Here is a 21,198-nt window from a genome sequence, read left to right as displayed (position 1 = left end):
GGCTTCCTAGCTGCGCGGCTTTGGCGCGGGCGGGGCCGTGGATTCCCGCACGATCAGCCGGTGGGCTGCCTTCATGGACCGTACGGAGCCTGCTGCGCCGGCCAATTCGTCTAGCAACATGCGCGTGCCCAACTGGCCTTGTTCAACGGGGTCCTGGGCCACGGTGGTTAGTCCCATGGCTTCGGAGAATTCGTGGTTGTCGATCCCGATGATGGACAAGTCTTCCGGTACCCGGACTCCGCGGCGGCGCGCCTGCAACATGGCGCCCATGGCCATTTCATCGGAAGCGCAGAAGATCGCAGTCGGCTTGCGTCCGGGCTTGTCCCAGAGCTCGTCGAAGGCTTGCTGGCCACTGCCCACCGTGAAATTTCCGAAAATGTCCCATTCCGGTGGCATGGAAAAGCCCGCGCTCGTCATGGCATCGGTGAAACCGTCGACGCGAAGCCGCGGCACCGTGAAGTTCAGGTCGGAGTCGTCTTGGCCATGGAGCAAAGCGATCTCCCGATGTCCCAGGTTCAGCAGATGCATGGTGGCCTCCACGGACGCGGCGTAATCGTCAATGCCGATGCTTGGGCAGTCTTCCACCGGACCGCCGACGATCACCAAGGGAATGTCGATCCTTTGGAGATCGGCGATTTCTTCCGACGTTAGGGACATGCAGAGGACCAGGAGTGCATCGATCTGCTTGTAGACCATGGTCTTGCTGAACAGGCGTTCCCGCGCTCCACGCTGCCCACCCAGGTTGAACAGGGAGAGGTTGTAGCCGCGGGCGTGAAGCTCGCGGTCTACTCCCTCGATGGCTTTGAAGAAGAACCAACGGTCCACATACGGGGCCAGGACGCCGACGGTCTTGGTACGGCCCGTGGCCAGGCCGGAGGCGGACGACGACGCCACGTACCCGAGTTCTCCGGCTACCCGCAGGATCTTTTCCCGCGTAGCCGGAGATACTCGCGGAAGGCCCCGCACCGCGCGCGAAACCGTGGCGGTGGAAACGCCTGCGGCCATTGCGACATCCTCAATGCTGGCTCCTGCGTGGCCGCCACGCTGGGACCGTTCGTTCGTTTTTGCCACTCGAGCCCCCTCAAAGAATCCGTGCGGAAGCCGAGGGTTCCTTCCCAGACGGCAGATAGCCAGCGTATTCCGCCTGGTCGCCCTCCGCCGATTCCGCGCTACTTATTTCGGACCGCCTGAATTAGGACCGCCGCTCAGATGAGGCGCCTACCAGTCCTGGGCGGAAGCTTGCGGCGCATTCGAATCAGACCCCACATAGCCAGCACCACCGCCAGCAGGCCCAGGGCCCAGCCCAATGCGGGCTGGGCCGTGAGCTCGCCGCTGACCGTTACAACTAGCAGAACCAGGCCCCAGAAGCCGAGGAGCCCAAGGACGATATCAAGGTCCTCCGCCGAGCGGACCCTTCGCAGATCGGAAGGGTGCGCCTTGCTGCCCTCAGTCATTTGACGGCGCCCGCAGTCAGGCCCGCCACGATCTTGCGCTGGAACACCAGCACGAGGATCACGAGCGGGATGGTGACAATGGTGCCCGCGGCCATGACGGCGGTGTACGGCTCCTGGTGCGGCTGCGCCCCGGCAAAGTAGGCGATCGCAACGGTGACGGGGCGAGTTGCGTCCGAGGACAGCTGGCTCGCAATGAGGAACTCGTTCCACGCCCCGATGAAGGCCAGGATCGCGGTGGTGAACGTCGCAGGCGCGGCGAGGGGCAGGATGATCTTCCGGAAGGCCTGGCCCTGCGTACACCCGTCAATGCGGGCGGATTCTTCGAGCTCCCACGGCATCTCGCGGAAGAACGACGTCAGCGTGTAGACCGTGAGCGGCAAGGTGAAGGAGATATCCGGGATGATCATCGCCTGGTACGAGCCCATCCAGCCGATGTTGGTGAACAGCTGGAACAACGGGGTCACGAGCGCGACGCCGGGGAACATCGAAGCCCCGAGGATGAAACCCATGACGGCGAACTTGAACCGGAAGTTCAGGCGCGCGAGTGCGTAGGCGGCGAACACGCCCACCACGAGCGCGACGATCGTGGTGGCACCTGCCACGATGAGGCTGTTGAGCAGGTTCCGGCCGAAGTGGTTGCCAAGGCTCTCATCGAAGACCGTCGCGAAGTTGTCCCCCGTGACGTGTGTCGGCCAAAAGCTCGAATCGAAAGTGAACGCAGTGTCGCGGAAGGCTGTCACGATCATCCAGTACGCCGGCACGAGGCACCAGACGAGGATGATGGCAGCGGAGATGTAGGTGCGCAACTGCCCCCAGTCGAAGGTCTTACGGCGATCTGGCACGGTTGCAGCGCGTGGAAGCGTGGCGGTGGCGGCCATGTTACTTCCTTCCCGATGAGGTGGCCGCGCCCACGGCGTTGGCGCCTAGGAAGCGGACGAAGATGAAGGCGACGAGGAAGATCACGATGAAGGTGACGGTCGAGAGCGCTGCCGCGCTATTGAACCCTTCGCGGATCTGGTCGACGACGAGAATCGAAAGCGTCGTCGTGTTGTTGGCGCCCTGGGTCATGATGTAGGGCAGGTCGAACATGCGAAGCGCGTCCAACGTGCGGAACAGGATTGCGACCATGAGTGCCGGCTTGACGAGCGGCAACGTGATCAGCCTGAAGCGCTGCCATGCGGTTGCGCCGTCGACCTTCGCTGCCTCGTAGACTTCATCCGGAATGAGCTGGAGGCCAGCGAGGATGAGAAGCGCCATGAACGGCGTCGTCTTCCACGTGTCCGAGATGACGACCGCCCACTTGGCAGGCCATTCCGACCCCGTCCAGAGGATCTGCGTACCGAACAGCTTGTTCGCGATGCCGTCGAACGCGAAGATGAAGAACCAGAGCTTGGCCGTAACGGCCGTGGGGATTGCCCAAGGGACGAGAACGGCGGCGCGGACTGCGCTCCGCCCTCGGAAGGATCGCGCCATGATGACCGCCATCCAGAATCCAAGTACGGTTTCGAGGGCCACGGTCACCACCGTGAAGAAGAAGGTGGTGCTCATCGCGTTCCAGAACTGGGACCCGAGGGTTCCTGGCGGACAGGATTGGCCGTTGCACTGCTGGAACAGCCAGTGCACGTAGTTCTCGAATCCGGCGGGACCGCCCTGCTCGAAGAACCCGGTCGCAGGATTGAGGCCCGCGTCCTTCTGGAAGGACATGATGATGGCGTTGACCACCGGGTAGATGATGACGACAGCCAAAAGGACCAGCGTCGGCACCAGCAAGACGGAGGCCCAGCGGCCTTGGGTCACCAGTTTCCGGTCCGCGCTCTCGCGGCCCGGCATATGGTGGGTCTCAGCTGGCACCCCGGCCTGGGTGCGCTCCGGGAGTTTCGTAGACATGGAGTCTCTCCTGTTCAGGGGGCCGATGGCCCGGGGGTCGGTTCCGACTCCCGGACCATCGGCTCACAACTTGGCTACTTGGCGGCTTCGATGGCCGACTGCATGTCGGCCACCGCCTGGTCGACCGTCTTCTCCCCCTTGAGGGCGGCGTAAGCATTGTCCTCCACCGCCTTGGTTACGGCCGGGTAGAACGGCGTGACCGGGCGCGGGACGGCGTTCTCGATCGACGTCTTGAGGACGGGCAGGTAGGCGAGCTTGGACGTCAGGCTCGGGTCCGTGTACAGGCTGCCCAGGACGGGAGCCAGCGACCCCTGTGTCGCGTAGAACTTCTCGGTTTCCTCACTCGTCATGAACTTCATGAAGTCCAGCGACGTGGCCTTGTTCTTGGAGTAAACGCTCATCGCCAGGTTGTGACCGCCGAGGGACGAAGCGCCAGGGCCGGACTTGCCGGGAAGCGGGGCGATGCCGAACTTGTCGGCCACCTTGGAAGAACCGTCGGTCTTGCTCGCGATGTTGTAGACATACGGCCAGTTGCGGAGGAACAGGAGCTTTCCGTCCTGGAAAGCCGTCCGGCTGTCCTCCTCCTTGTAGGTGATGGCCTCCTGCGGGATGTTGCCGTTCTTGAACGCCTCGACGAGCTTGCCGAGACCCGCCTTCGCCTCGGCCGAGTTAACCGCCGCCTTGCCGGAGTCGTCAACGATCTTGCCGCCGAACGAGTTGATGGCCTCGGCTGCGTTGACCGTCAGGCCTTCGTACTTCTGGAACTGGCCCGCGTAGCAACCGATGTTGTTCTGCTTGGCGATGGAGCACATGCTCATCATCTCGTCAAAGGTCTTGGGCGGCGTTGGCACAAGATCCTTGCGGTAGTAGAGGATGCCGCCGTCGGAGGTCTGCGGTGCCGCGTAGAGGGTGCCGCCGTACGTGGCTGTCTTGACGGTCGCGGGGAGCATGGCCGAGGTGTCGAAGGCCGTCTTGTCCTTGAGCGGCTGCAGCCAGCCCTTCGCCGCGAATTCAGCTGTCCAGATGACATCGACGTCGACTACGTCGTAGTTCGGGTCCTTCCCTTGGAAGTGCTGCACGAGGTCGTCGTGCTGCTGGTCAGCCGCGTCGGACTGCTCCTTGAAGGTGACCTTCTGGTCCGGGTGCGCCGCGTTCCATTTATCGACGAGCGGGCGCACTACGTTGCTGTTGTCCTTGCCCTGTACGTAAGTAATAGGTCCGCGGCCGTCAAGGTTGGCTGCGGCGTCGCCGCCGCCTGAGGCTGTGCTGCCGCCACCGCCGCCACCACAGGCGGACAGGGACATGGCGAGCACGCCAGCCATAGCGGCCGGCAGAAGGTACTTGCGAGTTTTCATGCTGGGGACTCCTCAGTGAGTGGACCAGGTTTTTTCCGCGGTGCGGTTGATGTGGTGAGGCTCACATTAGTAAGCTTCCGGGTAGTAATGCAAGCGTTTACACAAAAATGTTATCGAGAGGAATCCAGTGCCGCACTCCCCGATCCCAACCCCCGGTTCCAGTCTTTCCGCGTGGTGGGCAAGCGCCGTCGTCTACCAGATTTATCCCCGTTCTTTCGCCGACGCCAACGGCGACGGAATGGGCGATCTCGCCGGGATCACGGCGAAACTGCCGTATCTCCAAGAGCTGGGAGTGGATGCCGTATGGCTCTCCCCGTTCTACAAATCTCCACAAGCTGACGCTGGATACGACGTCGCGGACTACCGCGCCGTGGACCCCCTCTTCGGCACGTTGGGTGACTTTGACGCCATGCTGGATAAGGCCCACAGCCTGGGGATCAAGGTAATCGTCGATCTCGTGCCCAACCACACGTCGGACGAGCACGCCTGGTTCCGCGAAGCCCTCGCCGCCGCCCCAGGCTCCCCCGAACGCGAGCGCTACATGTTCCACCCAGGCAAGGACTCCAAGCCGGGCTCCGGGGACGGTGCCTTGGCCCCGAACAATTGGAAGTCCATCTTCGGCGGCCCCGCCTGGACGCGCCTGACGAACGACGACGGCACTCCCGGCCAGTGGTATCTGCACCTTTTCGACACGAAACAGCCTGACCTCAACTGGGAGAACCCGGAAGTCCACGAAGAGATGCGCTCGGTGCTGCGCTTCTGGCTGGACCGCGGAGTTGACGGCTTCCGGGTAGATGTTGCCCACGGCCTGGTCAAGGAAGCCGGATTGCCGGACTGGGAGGGCTCTGCCGCCATGGTCGAAGGCGGCCTATCCGCACCGGGCGCCCACAGCGAGGCCGTCGAACCCCATACAGCCCACCCTCACGCAGTCGATGGAAAAGCGGCCGCCGGGCAAGCCGCCGGAGTGGCTGTGACCGCCGTCGAACACAAGGTCAAGCCACCGCTGGACCCGCCGTCGCCCTTCTTCGACCAGGACGGCGTCCACGAGATCTACCGGGAATGGCACCAGGTCCTCTCGGAGTACGACGGCGACCGCATGTTGGTTGCCGAGGCCTGGGTTGAGCCTCCCGAACGGCTGGCCCGGTACATCCGCAAGGATGAAATGCAGCAGGCCTTCAACTTCGATTTCCTGCTGGCCGGCTGGGACGCGGAGCGTATGGCGGAGGCAATCGAATCTTCGCTGGACGCCGCGGGATCGGTGGATGCGCCCTCCACCTGGGTCTTGAGCAACCACGACACCGTCCGGCACCCCAGCCGCTTCGGGCTGGCAGACCCTACGACTTTCCCCAAGGGAATCGCGGCGGAAGACGAACAGCCCGACGCCGCTCTTGGACTGGCGCGGGCACGCGCCGCTTCCATGGTGTCGTTCGCCCTGCCCGGCTCGGCCTACCTCTACCAGGGAGAGGAACTCGGCTTGCCGGAGCACACATCCTTGCCGGCCAAGGCGCGCCAAGACCCCACGTTCTTCCGCACCAAGGGTGTGGAACGCGGCCGCGATGGGTGCCGGGTGCCCTTACCGTGGAAATCGGCCGCGCCCGGCTTCGGATTCTCAGAAGCGTCCAACAAGGCGCCTGCGGCCGCGACCGGCAAGGCGCCTGCGGCGCCGTGGCTGCCCCAGCCTGAATCGTTCGGCGAGCTTGCCGCGGACCTCCAGGCCGGCGTCGACGGTTCCACCCTGGAGCTGTACCGCTCGGTTCTGTCGTTCCGCAAGGCCCATCGCTTGGGTTCGGGCACGTTCCGATGGGCCGACGAGCACGATCCCGCCAACGGAATCCTGGCCTTCCACAATCGGGACGTGTTGGTGATGGTCAACATGGGAGCCGCAGCCCTCGCGGTGCCGGCGGGCTATCACGTTGGCCTCTCCAGCGACGGCCGCTCAGGCGGGGCTTCGATTGTCCCGAATAGCGGGGCGTACCTCCTGGCGCGGTAAGGGTTGCCCTTCCTGACCTTCTTTGGCGCGAAAACGGGGCCGACACGCAGAGTTTGCTGCGTGTCGGCCCCGTTCTGTGGTCAAAAAAGGGTCAGGAGGGCGCCGCTATCGCGGGCTCAGAGCCTACTTGCCACCCTTGAAGAAGCCAGCGATCTTGGAGCCGAGGCCCTTGACGTTCTCGGCCACGTCTCCGGCGATCTCCTTGGCGTTCCCGGCGACATCCCCCGCGAGTTCCTTGGCGTTCTCAGCCACGTCACCCGAAAAGAATTCCTTCACGTTCTCCGCTGCATCGCCTGCAAACTCCTTCACGTTCTCCGCTGCATCGCCGGCAACATGCTTGGCCTGTTCCGCCGCAGCTTCAGCGGTCTTCTTGATGTCGTTGACTTCTTCGCTCATGGTTTTCTCCTTGTTCCTGGTCCACATGTTCTGGTCCATCGGCTTGACTCGGACACAGGGTTCCGTGCCGGCCGGGCAAGCCCAACCAAAGGGAAGAGTTCCCCCTCCACCGTTCAAACTATGGCCCCGGGCAAACCTCCGCAACACGAAGCCGGGCAAGAACATTGCGGCACGGTTAACAATCGCCGCACCTCCGGGTCTAACGGACGCGCTCGGCCCTGCTGAACCTGGCCCTCGCGCCAGCCCCAATATGAATCAGCACGGGGGTCCTGCGTCCCACCACCATATCCAGGGCCTCAACAAGCCGGGAAACGTCCGCGGCGAGGGTATGCGGGGATACGCCTTGACGGGGCTGGACCCGGATCCTCAGGCCAGGACGACCCTTGACCTCATAGGTTGCCACCGTAACGCCGGCAAGATCCGGACGATCGGCGAGTGCCGCCCTCAGCGCTTGCTCGGCCAAATTCCCGCCAATGCGGACATCGCCGGGGGTTCGGCGGTCGTCGTAGTCCGACACGATGAGGTTGGCGCGCCCTTTCCCTTGCTGAGATACCCAAGCCACCATCAGCACGATCAGCACGATCAGCACCACGAGGGCCGCAACCCAGAGCCAACTTTCCTCACGACCTGGAATCCGGGTCTGCTCCGAGAGGTATTTGGCGTGTTCCCAGACTCCCGTGGACCAGCTGCGCCACCAAGTGCCCGCCGCAGGAACGGTGGCAAGCAGCACCAAGAGAATGCCGATGGCGAACAGCTTGAGGCCAAGGATGCCAATCAAGATGCGGTTAAGGACGTGTGGGGTTCCGTTCATGCGCCGATCACCCCGGATGTAGCCACGTTGACGCGGACGGCCGGCATGGGCGAAGGCGCCATTTTCTGAAGTTCATTTTCGACGGCGGCAAGGATCCGTTCCTCGTGCACCGGCACCCCGGAGGTAGGCCGGACGTTGACTAACACTTGCCGCTGCGAAACAACCACCATGACTTGCTCCTGGGTGACATTCGCTGCTGCCCGGGCAGCCCTGGCGAGTGCGGAAGCAATGACTTCGTCGTCCACAACCACTCCGGCCCGGGGATCCTGAAGCAAGTGCCGGGACTTCCGGCCGGGCAGCACAGCGTTCAAGAAGAAGATCAGTCCCACCATGGCTACGACGCCGCCAAGGGAGCCGAGCAGCAGGGGCGAAATGCCTTCGGGCAGGGCTATGAGGCGTTCAGCTGCCGTTTGCGGGTCAATGAGCCATGGTGGTTGGCCAATGGCGCGCAAGGCGGATTCGAGGAGGGCGTAGACACAGGCCGCGATAACCAAAACCGCAGCGAGCACGGCTATTCCCGCACGGGAGGACCGTGTCTCGCGCTTGAGGATGCGCCGGAGTCCTGCATCGATCGGATCGCCGCCCTCCGGGGTCTCTGGCGCCTGGTTTCCGGGGTGCTGGCCGTCGCTCGTCTGGGGGTCTCCCGCGTGCGTGTGGCTACTGTGCGGGTGCGGGGTCTGCAGGTGGCTCATTGGACACGCGCTCCTTCACTGATGCGTGCGCCGCTGATCCGGATATCCACCCGGCTCAGGGTGGAGCCGCTGAGTTCGGTGACGCGCTCAAGGATGGCCGTCTTGGCAGCCACAGCGCGGTCCCAAACCGATCCGCCTAATCCTTCTATCCGCTGCGGATCCCTGAGGACCTCCGTCAGCGAGGGCACACGGATCGGCGCGGCCACCGAGAGCGCCAGAAGGCCGTCGTCGTCTGACCATTCGGCTCGAACATCCTGTGCCGAGACACCCAGTGCCTCTGCAGCGGCTGCCTGTGCCAAAGTGGTGAGGGCCTGGGTGCTGATCCGGTTGTGGCCGGCCATCGTGATGGCGGGCTGCACCGCCTCAGCCATTGAGCTCATGACGATGAGCGCCGGCCGGTGAGGGCGTCCAGCACGCTGCGGAGGTCAAGTTTTCCGTCCGCGGCGCGGCCCAGAAGTGCGCCGATGCCCATGAAGAGAAGGGCAATGACAAAACCCCATAGCCCGAATTGGAAAGCCATGAACGCCACGAAGGCGCCGATCCCGATCCCGACAACAGTCATGTTCACTGGAGTGGCTCCCTTTCCGATAATGCGCTTTTTGTTCCAGCCTTAACAGGTGGGGCAACGTAGACATCATTGATCTCGACGTTGACCTCAATGACTTCCAGGCCCACCAACGATTCGACCGCCTTGTAGACGGCCGCCCGAACCTGGTTGGCGACATCGTGCAATGGGTACCCATACGTGGCCACCAAGTTGATGTCCACGGCCACCTGCGTTTCGCCGACCTCGGCGCGGACGCCCGCAGCATGGTCCTGGCTACCGACGGCGTCGCGGATGGCTCCAAGGGCGCGTGAAGGGGCCGAGCCCAAGGAATAGACACCCGGAACCGCCCTCGCGGCAATGCCGGCAACCTTGGCGACAGCGGAATCCGAGATCACTGTGCGGCCACTTGCTGCCACCGGTTGCCGGTCCTCGGAAACCGGAGCCCCAATGGCTTCCGGTTCAGGCGCGGTGAAGCTTTCCTGCTGTTCCATGTAGCCCTCCCCTTCTGTTGAGTACCACCCTAGCGCTTGCCTGTGACAAGGCGGAGACAAAGGGGAATACAAAAAGGAAGACGGCGGTTCGGGCCCACTACTTGCAGTTCTTGTTGACCCAGCCGTCGATCGGCTTGGAGAGCGCTTCGAACTCCCTAGTGCCGTATTTGCTGTAGTCACTGCCCGCTGAATCGATGAAGGCCTTGAGCTTTCCAAAGTGCGGATTCAATTCATCCGGTCGACGTGCCAACCAGGAAAGAATATGCCCGGAAGAGTTGGGTCATTCCCCTTCGCAGACGTCGTTTGCCGCGTAATAAGCGCATCAGACGGCCGTCGGCGGCCCTGGGTTTCAGCGGACGTTCTCGCCGAGCCCCGCTTCCCGGTGCACCGTCGTTTCCTTCTTCGGTGCGGGAAAGCGCTTGCAACACGGCGCGTCGCGCCGTTTCGTGGCTTTGGAGCCGCAAACAAGGGGAGGACGGGACGGACATGACACTCCCGGGATTTACACAATTTTTGTCCCCTAACCGACAACCCGGGACATGACCCGAATTTTGCCATTTGGCCATTGGTTAAAAGAAGAAAAGCGCCGGTTCCGAAGAACTGGCGCTTCCCAGTGGTGGCTCCGACCGGCGTCGATCCGGTGACCTTTCGATTTTCAGTCGAACGCTCTACCAACTGAGCTACAGAGCCTTAGGTGACAATGTCACCATGATTGCCGGAATTTCTCCCGGCAATCAGAGCGACCCTGACGGGACTTGAACCCGCGACCTCCGCCGTGACAGGGCGGCGCGCTAACCAACTGCGCTACAGGGCCTTGCTTGTTTGCAGCATCTCTACCGCTTTTTTCAAGGCTTCCAGCCTACCAGACTTCTTAGCCTAGTTTGACCAGTTCCTTGCGTACCCCCAACGGGATTCGAACCCGTGCCGCCGCCGTGAAAGGGCGGTGTCCTAGGCCGCTAGACGATGGGGGCCTGGAACAATCCGAATTCGCGACGGTCAACAACGCCATGTGTTTTCCCGCTTCTCGCTCGTCCGAACTGGACTCTAAAACTTTAGAGCATAGTCAGGGTTATTCCCAAATCGCGGTCCGATGGACTCAAACCAGGAACGCAAACCGGTCTCAAACCGGCGTTCAAATCCGCTCCGTCAGACTTGGCGGTTTCTTGATGAAAGACGTCCGAATTCCGCCAGTCCGTCCCGCCCTTCGCGGACTAGATTGGCATCATGGCCACAAGCACCCCAACCTCTCCGGCGACCACCAACTCCCGGACCATCAGCAAGCTCGGCATCGCCGCCGTCGTCGTCACCGTTGTCCTTTGGGCGTCCGCCTTCGTGGGCATCCGCGCCGTGGACCGAGCTTCTCCCCCGGCTCCTTGACGCTCGGGCGGCTGGCGGTTGCCGCCGTCGCGCTCGGCATTGTCGCCCTGCCCAGGCTCAAGCGCTGGCCGAAGGGCCGCGAATGGTGGCCCATCCTGTCCTACGGCGTCATGTGGTTCGCAGGTTACAACCTGGCCCTGAACGCCGCCGAGCACCTGCTGGACGCCGGAACCAGCGCCATGCTCATTAACGTTTCACCCATCCTGATCGCGGTCCTTGCCGGCGTCATCCTGAAAGAAGGCTTTCCGCGCTGGCTGATCATCGGCAGCCTCGTGGCGTTCGGCGGGGTTGCGCTGATCGCGCTCGGTTCGGGACAGCGCTCGACGGCGGACGTCGCCGGAGTGCTGTTGTGCCTCCTCGCCGCTGTGCTCGCCGCGGTGAGCGTTATTGTCCAGAAGCCTGTGCTGCGGACGTTCTCCGCGGCCCAGGCCACGTGGTTCGGCATCATGGTAGGCGCCGTCTGTTGCCTGCCGTGGGCAGGCCAACTGATGGCCGAGGTGCAGGCCGCTCCCCTTCCGGCCACACTTGGACTGGTGTACCTGGGGATCTTCCCCACGGCCATCGCTTTCACCACCTGGGCGTATGCGCTGTCCCTCATCGAGGCCGGAAAGCTCGCCGCCACGACGTACTTGGTTCCGGGCACCACCATTCTGATCTCCTGGGCAGTGCTCAACGAGATCCCCACTATCTGGGGACTGGTGGGCGGCGTGATCTGCCTCGTCGGCGTCGGGCTCACGCGGCGCCGCTCCCGCTAGAACCGCCTCCCGCTAAGAACCCGTACCGCCGTCGTCGAAGAACCCGGCCTACCTCGCCATTCCCGCGAGAAGCTCGCGGTGCGTGGGCGGGTTGGCCCCCGGGCGGCCCACGGTAATAGAGGCGGCCATGGAAGCGGTTTGGCCGATGCGTTCGAGAACCGTGGGCGCAAGCCCTTGGCTCCCGCGCAGCAGCAGTCCGAGGATCAGTGCCGACATGTAGGAATCGCCGGCTCCGATAGTGTCCGCCACTACCGAAGTCACCGCGGGGACCGTCAGCTGGGTGTGCGGCGTCGCCATCAGGGAGCCTTCCGCACCTCGTGTGACCACGGCGAGCCCCGCACCGAGGCCCAGGATGTGCTTCGCGGTGTCCTCCAGGGACTTGCCCGGGTACAGCCAGAACGCGTCGTCGTCGCTGAGCTTCACGACGCTGGTCAGCGGTACCAGCTCCTCGAAAATGCGGAGCGCCTCACTGTGGCTGCCCAGGAGGTCCGTGCGGATGTTGGGGTCGTACGTGACGATGCATCCGCCCTGCGCCTGCTCCAGGAGGTTCCTGACCACGCCGGCGCCCGGCTCGAGGAACGTGGCGATCGAGCCAGTGTGGAGGACCTTCGGGGCGTAAGGGAGAGCGGCCGGAGCCAGTTTCCATTCGATGTCGAAGGTGTACTCGGCTGAACCGTCCGCGGCGATCTCCGCGGTCGCCGTCGCGGTCTTCGCGAGCGATTGCGAGCCCGGCAGCACAACCACGCCGGCGCTTGCCAGGTGCGCCGCGATGGCCTCGCCGCGGGAGTCGCGCCCCACGGCGGTCAGCAGCCCGGCCTTCACGTCGAGCCGCCCGAGGCCGTAGGCGACGTTTGCCGGCGATCCGCCGGGGTATTCCGTCTGCCCGTCGGGCGAGTTGACGATGTCGATAAGCGCTTCGCCGACCACGACGACGTCGAGCGGCTCGGACGCAAGGGGCGAGTGGTTCATGCGTTTCCTGTTCCTTGGTTGGGGAGTTTCAGTGGCTACTAGTGAATCTCTTCGGCGCGGCCACGGAATGGCGTTCGACGAGGGGACATTCAAAATATTCGGTTCTGCCGTTGCGGTCAGCGCCGGTCAGCAGCAGTTCAACGGCGCGCCGGCCCATCTCCAGGAAGGGCAGCTCAAGCGTCGTCAGTCCGGGCCGCAAGTGCGGGGCGAGAGTTTCCTGATTGTCGAAACCGACCAGGGAGACATCGTGCGGGATGGACAATCCGAGCTGGGCCAACGCCTGGTAGGCGCCCCAGGCGGTGCGGTCGTTGGCGCAGAAGATGGCCGTGGGCGGCTGCGGACCGGTCATGAGCGCAAGGGTGTTGTCGAAACCGCCGGATTCATGCCCGTCCCCTGTGCGGTGAAGTCCTGAATCGGGGTGCAGGCCGGCCTCCTCGAGCGCCCGGAGATAGCCCGCGTAGCGCCCGACGGCGGCCGGAAGCTCATCGTCCACATCACCTATGTTGATCATCGCGATCCGCCGATGTCCGGCGTCGAGCAGTCGTTTGGTGGCGGTGTAGCCGCCCAGCTCTTCTTGCGGAGCGATGCTGGGAAAGCGTCCGGATCGGTCACGAGAATTAAGCACGACGGCGGGCACCTCCGCCAGGACGTCGGGCACGTCAAGGACCCGGTGGTACATGGCGGCGTAGACCACTCCGGCTACCTTGTAGGACAGCATGGTTTCCAGCGAAGCGGCTTCGAGGGCCTTGTCACCGCCCGTGTTGACGGTCAGGAGCAGCAGACCTGCCTCCCACGCCCTCGCCTGGGCGCCCTCGATGATCTTGCCGGCGAAAGGCGCGGTGGCCACGAAGTCGCCGACGAAGCCGATCATCCCGGCAACGCCGTCGCGGAGCACTTTGGCGTGGGCGTTGGTCCGGTAGCCCAGGTCATAGGCGGCAGCATGGACCTTGCGCCGGGTTTCCTCCGAGAACCTGGTTCCCGCGGCGTCGTTGAGCACCAGCGAAACCGTGGCCTGGGAAACACCGGCAGCGGCAGCGACGTCATTCATCGTGGTGCCGGATCTGCTGCCGGGGCGGGTCATGGGAGTGGCCTGTCTGTCGCGAACTTTGAGGGGTGCTTGCCGCAGGATCCGCACGGCTGGCTGGGCTTGACCTGGGGCCTGGTTATACGAATTACCAGCCCGGAAAACTGTAGCTGTCATCACATCCGGCGTCAACGGCGCGGCCACGGACTAGAGTCAGAGCATGCCCGCGAATTTGCCTCCCGGCCTGCCGATCGTTCCCGACGGCGATGCCCCCGGCGGCCAGCGCACCTCCTCCCCGCTTCCAGGTACCGGCTCCCCGCTTCCGGGCACCGGGGCGACCTCGTTCGATACCGCGCCGTTCAATATGTCGCCGGAAGACTTCGAAGCGGCGGTGGGCGACGCTCTGCTCCTGATTCCGGACAAGGCGGCCCGTGCCATGGACAATGTGGCGATCTTCATCGAGGACGACTACACGCCGCAGCCCGGAGACGCCCCGGGCACGGTGTTGCTGGGCCTGTACGAGGGCGTGCCGCTGACGGAGCGGGATTCCTGGTGGGACGCAGGTTCGCTCCCGGACCGGATCACCATCTTCCGGCAACCAATCCTGGATATCTGTTCATCGCGCCATGAAGTGATCGACGAGGTCGCCATTACCGTGATCCACGAGATCGCCCATCACTTCGGAATCGGCGACGACCGCTTGCACGAACTCGGCTGGGGATAGCCTTGTAGGCATGGGGCACGATCACAACCACTCACACGGCGTCACCGCAACTGGCAAGCATCGGAAGCGGCTCATCGCTGTCCTGGCCATCACCCTCGCGGTGGTCCTCGTCCAGGTGGCGGGCGCCGTCGTCTCCGGTTCGCTGGCGCTGCTGGCCGACGCAGGCCACATGCTCTCCGATGCTGCAGGCGTCTTCATTGCCTTGCTTGCCGCGTGGATAGCCACCCGGCCGCCGAGCGATCAGCGCACCTACGGGTACCAGCGCGCCGAGGTCCTGGCCGCCCTGGCCAACGCCCTTATCTTGATCGTGATCTCGGTAGTGATCTTCATCGAGGCAATCCGCCGCTTCGGGGAGACGCCGGAGATCCGCACAGACGTCATGCTCTTTGCCGCCATTCTGGGTGCCGTGGCCAACATGGTCTCGCTCCTCATCCTGCGCGGGGCCCAGAAGGAAAGCCTCAACGTCCGTGGTGCCTACCTTGAAGTCCTGGGCGACCTGCTGGGTTCGTTCGCCGTCATCCTCGCCGCGATTATCATCATGACCACCGGTTTACGGGTCGCCGACCCCATCGCATCCATCCTGATCTCGTTGATGATCCTGCCCCGGGCCTGGCACCTGCTGCGCGACGTGGTTGATGTGCTGCTGGAGGCCACGCCCAAGGGCGTCGAGGTCCAGATGATCCGCGAGCACATCCTCTCAGTCGAGGGCGTGGTGGCCGTTCATGACATCCACATCTGGACCATCACGTCCGGAGTTCCGGTCTTCTCGGCCCACGTGGTGGTGGAGGACCGGATCCTGGACGCCACGGGTGCGGACCGGCTCTTGGACCAACTCGGTTCCTGCCTCGGCTCGCACTTCGACACCGAGCACTGCACCTTCCAACTGGAACCGGCGGGCCACTCGGCGCACGAAACCCACCAGCACGCATAGGACCGCCGCACTCGGGGCGCCTGACGCGGCTAGATGACCACCGTTCCCGTGGCGCCGTCCACCGTGATCGTTTGGCCTGAGCTGATCCGGGATGTGGCATCCGGGACGCCCACGACTGCCGGAATCCCGTACTCACGGGCGACGACGGCGCCATGGGAGTTGGGCCCACCCATCTCCATCACTAGTCCCCCGGCAGTCAGGAAGAGCGGCGTCCAGCCGGGATCGGTGGAGGGAGCCACCAAGATCTCCCCGGGTTCGAGATGCGCACCCACCGGGTCCATGATCACCCTCGCTACGGCAGTCACCGTTCCCGCCGAAGCCGGGGTTCCCAGCAGGGCGCCGTCGAGCGCCGGAGCGCCAGTCCGGCCGTGCAGCCCGGAGGGCAGCGCTTCCGGTTCGGTGCCGTCGGAGAGCAGCACGCGTGGCACGTGCCGGCGCCTGAGTTCAAGCTCGTAGTCTTCCCGCCGCTGCGCTACTAGGTCACGGAGATCCGCGCCATCCAGCCCGAGGCGGGCGTCATCGAAATCCAGGAAGAAAACATCGCCGGCGTGTTCAATGCTTCCCGCGTCCGCGAGGGTCTCTCCCACCTTCGAAATCTGCGCGCGGATCGCGGCCAGGCCCGTCACAAGGTTGTATTTGGGGAGCTCCCGCAGCCCCGCGAACATCCGTGTCCGCGCAAGTGCCATTTTCACGATCCTGGCGTGGAGCGGACTCTTGGACCGCGCACGCGCCACGAGCACAGCAGCCTGTTCCTCGGCGTCGTGGGCTGCTTTCTCAAACTGTTTGTCCGGCGCCAAGCGGGGATCGTCCAAGCGAAGGTAGTTGACCAGCACTCCGATGATGTGAGTGGGGTCGTCCGACCAGCGGGGCATGCCCAGATCGATTTCCGCGATGGCCCGGTGCCCGTAGTCGTGCAGGAACCCGGCCAAACCCGCTTGCGCGACCCCGGGCAGTCCGCCGTGGCGATAGCTCTCCGCGAGCGCGGCGGGCTCGCCGCGTGTGAAGGCTCCAGAGGAAGCCGCGTCATCGCGGATGGTGGTCGCGAGCCGCCACAGCGCAAGGTCCATTTCCGTGGTGACGTTGTTGGGCAGGCCGCGGATGACGGTCTGGAGCTCACCCCAGGAGGCCTGCTCGCCAAGCAATTTGCGAACCAACCCCATCATCGCGAAGCCTAGCGCGACCGGAGGCAACGTCTTGGGCACCAAAGGGAACAATTCCTCGCCCAGTATCCGCTCGACGTGGTCCAACCTCTCATGGGATGTGGCGTCGGCAGGGATTTCGAGCGGAGTCTTCAGGTCCACGCCTAGTCTCTCCGCCCTTTCGAGGGCAGCCTCCGGCCGGAAAAGGGCGCGCAACAGGGTTTCAGGGACGCGGAGGCGGAACACAATCGGGGCTACGTGCCTGATCAGCTTGAAGGGCGTCCTGCTGGTGACAGCGAAACGCGGGTCCTCGAACAAAGTGCGCATGATGGCCGCTGAACGCGACTCCATGACGTCGAAGACCTTGGGCACGATCGTCCGGCCGGCCTCGCTTCGGAGTACTGCGGTGAGGTCAAAGTAGATGCGTTGCCCGGCCTCGTAGTAGGGCGAGGGACCTTTCCTCGGTTCAGGGACACGGAATCCCGCGGCTCCCGCCACCGAGGATGCGATGAGCCTGATGCCTGCGAGGCCCATGGGAGTCAGCGGACGCGTGAGGCCTTGGGCGAGGCTGAAGCAAAGGTACGCGTGCGGACCGGGGACTGCCGGCTGGCGCGTCATTTGAGGGTAGAGCGTGGTGATGGGACGGGCTTGGGTGAGCCACAGCTTGCCGTCGCCGTCAATGGCCCATTCGGTGTCCTGGGGTGCAGCATAGTGCTCCTCGACGCGCTGGCCGAGAACGGCGAGTGCCCTGATTTGGGAGTCGCTGAGGCAAGCTCCTCCGGCCGGCCCGCCGGCCTCCAGTGACCCCGTCGCGCCGCGGGTCCCGGGCGAATCGATCCTTTCGGTACCGCCTCCGGGAAGGGATCGGATCACTAGCTTACGGTCCCCGATCCTTCGCTCCGTGATCCTGCCCGTGAGCGAGTCCACCACAAAGTGGTCCGGATTCACCGCGCCTGAGACCACGGCCTCGCCAAGTCCGGGGTTGGCATCGATGACAGCCTCGCGGCGCCGCCCGGTTACCGGATTGGCTGTGAACAGCACCCCGGCAGTCTCAGCGTCCACCATCCGTTGAACGACGACGGCGAGAGTCACCGCACCCTGGTCAATCCCGTTGCTTGCCCGGTAGCTGACCGCCCGATCAGTCCACAGGGAGCCCCAGCACTTACGGACGGACTGCAGCACGGCGTCGGCCCCTACGACATTCAGGTACGTGTCCTGCTGTCCGGCGAAACTCGCAAAGGGCAGGTCCTCCGCCGTCGCAGAGGACCTGACGGCCACCGCGGATTCCGGGCCCAGCGCGGCGTAGGCCAGGCGGACGGCGTCCTCGACGTCGGCGGGGATCCCGGCGTCGAGCACCGCATCCCTGGCGCGGGCGGCAAGGGATGCGAGCCCCTCAAGGTCGCCAGGATCCACGGCCCCAAGCCTGCGGACGATTTCGGTGAGTCCTGGAATTTCGGGGCTACCGCTGAGGAATTCCGGGCTTGAATCCTGCTGCAATGCACGCCGATAGGCCTCCGTGGTCAGGCAAAACCCGGGCGGGACGGGAAGGCCCGCCCAGATCAGCTCCCCGAGGTTGGCGGCCTTGCCGCCGACCTCTGGAAGCATGGTTGCCCGGATCCGGCGCAATTCGATGATGAAGAGCGGCGCCTCCCCCGGCCCTGGATTCTCCGCCATCGCGCCTGCCTGCCTCTGCCGGTGTTTGGGTGCTTACTCTTGTTTGGCCGCTCTACGTTATGCAGCGCCAAGCATGGGACCGAACTTGACGCGGTCTGCCAGCCTCGGATCCTCGCGGTCAGGAACAACCAGCACGGGACTCTTGGCATGGTGCAGGACGCCGTCCGACGTCGAACCGAGGAGCATCCCCGCGAACCCTCCCCGCCCGCGCGTGCCGAGCACCACGAGTTCCACACCGCGGCTCATTTCCACGAGAACCTCGACCGGCGAACCATCCAGCAACTGGGTTTCCACAGGTAGCGTTGGGAAGTGGCTCTTAAGCCATGCCAATCCTGCATCCAGCTGAATCCTGATGTCCTTGAAGAGGGCCTCCCGGTCCAACGGCGCCGGAACCCAGGCCAACGAGCCGCTGTACTCCGGTACGGCACAAATGACACGCAGCTTCGCTCCCATGCGTTGGGCCTGCTCGGCGGCTTCCAACACGGCAACGCGGGCCTGTTCCGAGCCGTCCACACCCACTGCCACCACGTTCTCGATCACATGGGGGCCAGCCTTGGCACGCTCAGCTTTGATGTGCTTGTCCTCCGTGGTTTCACCCAAGCGGTCCGCGCAGAAAAGCGGGACTGTCACGGTGGGGCATTTGGAGTGCGCGGGAAGGGCACTGCTCACCGATCCCAAAAGCCTGCCGACGAACCCGCCACGTCCCCGGGTGCCGAAGACCAGGAGCTCCGCTGTTTCGGACAGGTCCAGCAGCACGCCGGACGCATCTCCGTTTTCCACCGAGCCATCGACGTCGATGGCGTAGCCGGAGACTTTCTCAAGGGCGTGCTTGACGATCGCCTCGGCGCCGTCCCGGATCACGGAGTCATCCACTGTTGCATAACCTCCGTCCAAGCCGGAGGCCGCGAAGATGGGCACGGAGTATGCCGTGACTACGTGCAGGGGAAGCTGCCTGCGCTCGGCCTCGCGGGCGGCCCAAATGAGGGCGCATTGGCCGTGTTCGCTGCCGTCAACGCCCACCACGATCCCGCCGGGGGCAATCGATGGTTCCTCTCCGTTGCCTTCGGTCTCTGTGTGATGGCTTTCAGAGTGTTTGCCGTGCTGGTCCATGGGGCCCGCCTCCTCGCACTGCTGGCTGATGTTGCGGCTATTCTGCCAGAGGCCGCGCCCACGACGTGCTTCTCGCTTGACTGCCGTGAGTTGCGGTCTCCAATGCTCACTATTCTCGTTTGCAAGGGCCGAATCAAGCGGGACGATGCGTATGTGGAAACCCGCCGCAGCGCCTTGGATTCGGCCGCATCGGAGCGTGAAAAATGCTTTGGCGGACATGCCGATGCCCGGGCTATCCAGCACGCGATTTCTTCTGTAATGTTCGAGGCACTGGTGACCGGGGATCGTGTCTTTCAACACATCAACGGCCATCATTTCGCGACCGCTTGGGGACTCGGACGCCATCCCGTGTTGCCTTCGGCAACGCACCTTTCAAGGAGGAGCCAAGCTGTGTCAACCATGCCTGCTGCGAGTACGGAACGCACCACCGCTGTGGTCATCGGTGCCGGCATGTCCGGCCTGGCCGTGGCCAGCGAGCTTAGCCGGTACGGCGTGGACGCAATCGTGGTGGACGGATTGCAAGCCCCCGGAGCCCGGCAGCAGCTCAACACCGGCATCCTGCAGCGATGCGACGCAGCCGACGCCGCAGGGCTCCAGGAACGCAACGAAATCCTGAGACACCTGCGCAATTACGCGGCCAGCCATGGCCTCGATGTACGAAACACCACCCGGGCCGTCCGCCTGGACCGCGTGGACGATGCCGCCCTGGGCTCCATGGCTTCGGGCCCCGCGAGCTACGGTTCCATGGATTCGGACGCCACGGTTTCAAGCTCCGCGATTTCCAGTTCAGTCGGATTGGACTTGACCTCGCCCGGCGTGCCGTCGCACCAATGGGCCGTTCACACGGCAAGCGGAGTTCTTCTGGCCGACCATATTGTTGTCACTCGCTGCGGACAGAGCCAATTGCGGCGGATGCTTGCCGAGCTCGGAATCGCCATCGGCCAGAACCTCGTGGCGGCCATGCGTGCGATTGGAATGTACTTGGTGGGCGTCGGCGAACTGGCAACGCCCACACCTAAGGAAGTCCTGCGCCAAGCCAAGGTTGTGGGCCAGGCGATCTCGGCCAAAGTGCACCCGGACAGCGTCCACGCGGCCCTTACCGGCACCTTTGCGGCGGTACCCGCTCTCGCGTAGCTAGCCCATTCCGAAGAGGCGACTCCCTACGATCCCTCGGGCTCGTCGTCTCCAGAGTCGCCGGAGTCCCCGGAATCGCCATTTGCTAGCCGGCGTCGTGCGGTCACGCCCAGGAACACCAGCAGCCCCGCGGCCACGGCCGCGAAGACCACAATGCTCCAGGGGAACGGCTGCGAAGCATCGGGCGCCTTGTCAGGCGTCGTGGTCGAACCCGGCGCGACTGTGCCGGCCGTGGGAACCGGCGCGGTGGGCTGGGTGCTCGAGGAGGCGCCGCCAGCCGTCGTACTTCCTGCTTTCGCGGTGAAGGTGAAGGTGCCCTCGATGGGGTGCGAATCCGAACTGACAACGCGCCAGATGACGGTGAATGCTCCGGCAGGGGCGCCGGGCCGCAGCTTCTGAGACACCACCGCGTCCACGATTTCCACGGAACCATCTGCCCAGTTCTGGCCGGAAGCGTCGTTGACCCGGATCTGCGAACCGAGCAGGAGCGGCCGGTTGTTGAAGGTGACCGACACGGAGTCCGGGACGCTGCCAACTGTTGAGCCGTTAGCCGGCGAGGTTGACTCGGCGGCGTCGTGCGCGAAGGCCGGCGCCGCTGAAAACACGGCGGCGGAGAAAAGAACCGCGGTAAAAACTATGACGACGGCCAGCAACTGGCGGATGGGGCGCATGAGCGAGTGACTCCCTTGGTGTTGGATTCCTTACAGACTAGGCGAATTCGTGGGATGGCCGAAGCCG

The 21,198-nt window shown here is 64.3% G+C and carries 21 protein-coding genes, 3 tRNA genes and 1 pseudogene; 5 read left to right on the top strand and 20 right to left on the bottom strand.

Annotation, left to right across the window (positions count from 1 at the left end):
- Positions 1-6 precede the first annotated feature (6 nt).
- The 5 genes from LFT43_RS01440 to LFT43_RS01420 form a co-directional block, all read right to left on the bottom strand.
- Complete coding sequence (locus LFT43_RS01440) at positions 7-1,071, bottom strand: LacI family DNA-binding transcriptional regulator (protein WP_395800552.1); 1,065 nt, start codon at positions 1,069-1,071, stop codon at positions 7-9.
- Positions 1,072-1,205: 134 nt separating this feature from the next.
- Positions 1,206-1,454, bottom strand: coding sequence for a hypothetical protein (locus LFT43_RS01435; protein ID WP_395800550.1), 249 nt, complete (start codon positions 1,452-1,454; stop codon positions 1,206-1,208).
- A complete protein-coding gene (locus LFT43_RS01430) occupies positions 1,451-2,332 on the bottom strand; it encodes a carbohydrate ABC transporter permease (RefSeq protein ID WP_395800548.1) in 882 nt (293 codons plus the stop codon). Before LFT43_RS01430 ends, LFT43_RS01435 begins: the two co-directional genes overlap by 4 nt.
- A 1-nt stretch (position 2,333) precedes the next feature.
- Positions 2,334-3,341, bottom strand: coding sequence for a carbohydrate ABC transporter permease (locus LFT43_RS01425; protein ID WP_395800546.1), 1,008 nt, complete (start codon positions 3,339-3,341; stop codon positions 2,334-2,336).
- Positions 3,342-3,415: 74 nt separating this feature from the next.
- Positions 3,416-4,696, bottom strand: a complete 1,281-nt coding sequence (locus LFT43_RS01420) for an ABC transporter substrate-binding protein (RefSeq protein ID WP_395800544.1) — start codon at positions 4,694-4,696, stop codon at positions 3,416-3,418.
- A 127-nt stretch (positions 4,697-4,823) separates the two neighbouring features.
- Between LFT43_RS01420 and LFT43_RS01415 the strand changes: the two genes are divergently transcribed.
- Positions 4,824-6,686 (top strand): glycoside hydrolase family 13 protein, encoded by a 1,863-nt coding sequence (locus tag LFT43_RS01415; RefSeq protein ID WP_395800542.1) that lies wholly within the window; start codon positions 4,824-4,826, stop codon positions 6,684-6,686.
- A gap of 123 nt (positions 6,687-6,809) precedes the next feature.
- Here LFT43_RS01415 and LFT43_RS01410 read toward each other — a convergent pair whose 3' ends face one another.
- The 10 genes from LFT43_RS01410 to LFT43_RS01365 form a co-directional block, all read right to left on the bottom strand.
- Positions 6,810-7,082, bottom strand: a complete 273-nt coding sequence (locus tag LFT43_RS01410; RefSeq protein ID WP_395800540.1) for a hypothetical protein — start codon at positions 7,080-7,082, stop codon at positions 6,810-6,812.
- Positions 7,083-7,281: 199 nt separating this feature from the next.
- A complete protein-coding gene (locus LFT43_RS01405; RefSeq protein WP_395800538.1) occupies positions 7,282-7,893 on the bottom strand; it encodes a hypothetical protein in 612 nt (203 codons plus the stop codon).
- Entirely contained in the window at positions 7,890-8,585 is a 696-nt protein-coding gene (locus LFT43_RS01400) for a DUF6286 domain-containing protein (protein WP_395800536.1), read from the bottom strand. The genes LFT43_RS01405 and LFT43_RS01400 overlap by 4 nt, the downstream gene beginning before the upstream one ends.
- The gene (locus tag LFT43_RS01395) at positions 8,582-8,965 is read right to left on the bottom strand and encodes a hypothetical protein (protein ID WP_395800534.1); all 384 of its coding nucleotides are present in this window, start codon (positions 8,963-8,965) and stop codon (positions 8,582-8,584) included. The genes LFT43_RS01400 and LFT43_RS01395 overlap by 4 nt, the downstream gene beginning before the upstream one ends.
- Positions 8,962-9,153, bottom strand: a complete 192-nt coding sequence (locus tag LFT43_RS01390; protein ID WP_028265653.1) for a DUF2273 domain-containing protein — start codon at positions 9,151-9,153, stop codon at positions 8,962-8,964. Before LFT43_RS01390 ends, LFT43_RS01395 begins: the two co-directional genes overlap by 4 nt.
- A complete protein-coding gene (locus LFT43_RS01385; RefSeq protein ID WP_395800532.1) occupies positions 9,150-9,623 on the bottom strand; it encodes an Asp23/Gls24 family envelope stress response protein in 474 nt (157 codons plus the stop codon). The genes LFT43_RS01390 and LFT43_RS01385 overlap by 4 nt, the downstream gene beginning before the upstream one ends.
- 97 nt (positions 9,624-9,720) lie before the next feature.
- On the bottom strand, positions 9,721-9,873 hold the full coding sequence (locus tag LFT43_RS01380) for a hypothetical protein (RefSeq protein ID WP_395800530.1): 153 nt from the start codon (positions 9,871-9,873) through the stop codon (positions 9,721-9,723).
- 364 nt (positions 9,874-10,237) lie between these two features.
- Positions 10,238-10,313, bottom strand: a tRNA-Phe gene (locus LFT43_RS01375).
- Positions 10,314-10,363: 50 nt separating this feature from the next.
- Positions 10,364-10,437 (bottom strand) — tRNA-Asp (locus tag LFT43_RS01370).
- 84 nt (positions 10,438-10,521) lie between these two features.
- Positions 10,522-10,594, bottom strand: a tRNA-Glu gene (locus LFT43_RS01365).
- Between the two features lie 253 nt (positions 10,595-10,847).
- On the opposite strand from LFT43_RS01365, the pseudogene LFT43_RS01360 reads away from it, so the two are divergent.
- Positions 10,848-11,755 (top strand): annotated as a pseudogene (locus LFT43_RS01360) (DMT family transporter).
- Positions 11,756-11,803: 48 nt separating this feature from the next.
- Here LFT43_RS01360 and LFT43_RS01355 read toward each other — a convergent pair.
- Positions 11,804-12,724: a carbohydrate kinase gene (locus tag LFT43_RS01355; protein WP_395800528.1), complete on the bottom strand. Its 921-nt coding sequence runs from the start codon at positions 12,722-12,724 to the stop codon at positions 11,804-11,806.
- A gap of 28 nt (positions 12,725-12,752) precedes the next feature.
- Positions 12,753-13,805 (bottom strand): LacI family DNA-binding transcriptional regulator, encoded by a 1,053-nt coding sequence (locus tag LFT43_RS01350; RefSeq protein WP_395800526.1) that lies wholly within the window; start codon positions 13,803-13,805, stop codon positions 12,753-12,755.
- A gap of 163 nt (positions 13,806-13,968) precedes the next feature.
- Here LFT43_RS01350 and LFT43_RS01345 point away from each other — a divergent pair, with 163 nt between their 5' ends.
- Positions 13,969-14,472: a metallopeptidase family protein gene (locus LFT43_RS01345; RefSeq protein ID WP_395800524.1), complete on the top strand. Its 504-nt coding sequence runs from the start codon at positions 13,969-13,971 to the stop codon at positions 14,470-14,472.
- Between the two features lie 10 nt (positions 14,473-14,482).
- Positions 14,483-15,403: a cation diffusion facilitator family transporter gene (locus LFT43_RS01340; RefSeq protein WP_395800522.1), complete on the top strand. Its 921-nt coding sequence runs from the start codon at positions 14,483-14,485 to the stop codon at positions 15,401-15,403.
- 29 nt (positions 15,404-15,432) lie between these two features.
- Here LFT43_RS01340 and LFT43_RS01335 read toward each other — a convergent pair whose 3' ends face one another.
- Together LFT43_RS01335 and LFT43_RS01330 are read right to left on the bottom strand one after the other, a co-directional pair.
- Complete coding sequence (locus tag LFT43_RS01335; protein ID WP_395800520.1) at positions 15,433-18,216, bottom strand: PEP/pyruvate-binding domain-containing protein; 2,784 nt, start codon at positions 18,214-18,216, stop codon at positions 15,433-15,435.
- A 57-nt stretch (positions 18,217-18,273) separates the two neighbouring features.
- The gene (locus LFT43_RS01330; RefSeq protein ID WP_395800518.1) at positions 18,274-19,326 is read right to left on the bottom strand and encodes a universal stress protein; all 1,053 of its coding nucleotides are present in this window, start codon (positions 19,324-19,326) and stop codon (positions 18,274-18,276) included.
- 399 nt (positions 19,327-19,725) lie between these two features.
- On the opposite strand from LFT43_RS01330, the gene LFT43_RS01325 reads away from it, so the two are divergent.
- Entirely contained in the window at positions 19,726-20,460 is a 735-nt protein-coding gene (locus LFT43_RS01325; RefSeq protein WP_395802845.1) for an FAD-dependent monooxygenase, read from the top strand.
- A 26-nt stretch (positions 20,461-20,486) separates the two neighbouring features.
- Here LFT43_RS01325 and LFT43_RS01320 read toward each other — a convergent pair whose 3' ends face one another.
- Positions 20,487-21,131 (bottom strand): copper resistance protein CopC, encoded by a 645-nt coding sequence (locus LFT43_RS01320; protein ID WP_395800516.1) that lies wholly within the window; start codon positions 21,129-21,131, stop codon positions 20,487-20,489.
- Positions 21,132-21,198: the final 67 nt, after the last annotated feature.

This window comes from Arthrobacter sp. FW306-04-A (assembly GCF_044358315.1).
GTDB lineage: Bacteria > Actinomycetota > Actinomycetes > Actinomycetales > Micrococcaceae > Arthrobacter.
This window is presented reverse-complemented; position numbering and strand designations above follow the sequence as displayed.

Excerpts from the sequence above, each read along its gene's own strand:
- LFT43_RS01435 (WP_395800550.1), bottom strand. The coding sequence starts at position 1,454 with ATGACTGAGGGCAGCAAGGCGCACCCTTCCGATCTGCGAAGGGTCCGC.
- LFT43_RS01355 (WP_395800528.1), bottom strand. The coding sequence starts at position 12,724 with ATGAACCACTCGCCCCTTGCGTCCGAGCCGCTCGACGTCGTCGTGGTC.
- LFT43_RS01430 (WP_395800548.1), bottom strand. The coding sequence starts at position 2,332 with ATGGCCGCCACCGCCACGCTTCCACGCGCTGCAACCGTGCCAGATCGC.
- LFT43_RS01405 (WP_395800538.1), bottom strand. The coding sequence starts at position 7,893 with ATGAACGGAACCCCACACGTCCTTAACCGCATCTTGATTGGCATCCTT.
- LFT43_RS01385 (WP_395800532.1), bottom strand. The coding sequence starts at position 9,623 with ATGGAACAGCAGGAAAGCTTCACCGCGCCTGAACCGGAAGCCATTGGG.
- LFT43_RS01335 (WP_395800520.1), bottom strand. The coding sequence starts at position 18,216 with ATGGCGGAGAATCCAGGGCCGGGGGAGGCGCCGCTCTTCATCATCGAA.
- LFT43_RS01400 (WP_395800536.1), bottom strand. The coding sequence starts at position 8,585 with ATGAGCCACCTGCAGACCCCGCACCCGCACAGTAGCCACACGCACGCG.
- LFT43_RS01325 (WP_395802845.1), top strand. The coding sequence starts at position 19,726 with ATGCCTGCTGCGAGTACGGAACGCACCACCGCTGTGGTCATCGGTGCC.
- LFT43_RS01330 (WP_395800518.1), bottom strand. The coding sequence starts at position 19,326 with ATGGACCAGCACGGCAAACACTCTGAAAGCCATCACACAGAGACCGAA.
- LFT43_RS01320 (WP_395800516.1), bottom strand. The coding sequence starts at position 21,131 with ATGCGCCCCATCCGCCAGTTGCTGGCCGTCGTCATAGTTTTTACCGCG.
- LFT43_RS01340 (WP_395800522.1), top strand. The coding sequence starts at position 14,483 with ATGGGGCACGATCACAACCACTCACACGGCGTCACCGCAACTGGCAAG.
- LFT43_RS01345 (WP_395800524.1), top strand. The coding sequence starts at position 13,969 with ATGCCCGCGAATTTGCCTCCCGGCCTGCCGATCGTTCCCGACGGCGAT.
- LFT43_RS01350 (WP_395800526.1), bottom strand. The coding sequence starts at position 13,805 with ATGACCCGCCCCGGCAGCAGATCCGGCACCACGATGAATGACGTCGCT.
- LFT43_RS01410 (WP_395800540.1), bottom strand. The coding sequence starts at position 7,082 with ATGAGCGAAGAAGTCAACGACATCAAGAAGACCGCTGAAGCTGCGGCG.
- LFT43_RS01395 (WP_395800534.1), bottom strand. The coding sequence starts at position 8,965 with ATGAGCTCAATGGCTGAGGCGGTGCAGCCCGCCATCACGATGGCCGGC.
- LFT43_RS01425 (WP_395800546.1), bottom strand. The coding sequence starts at position 3,341 with ATGTCTACGAAACTCCCGGAGCGCACCCAGGCCGGGGTGCCAGCTGAG.
- LFT43_RS01420 (WP_395800544.1), bottom strand. The coding sequence starts at position 4,696 with ATGAAAACTCGCAAGTACCTTCTGCCGGCCGCTATGGCTGGCGTGCTC.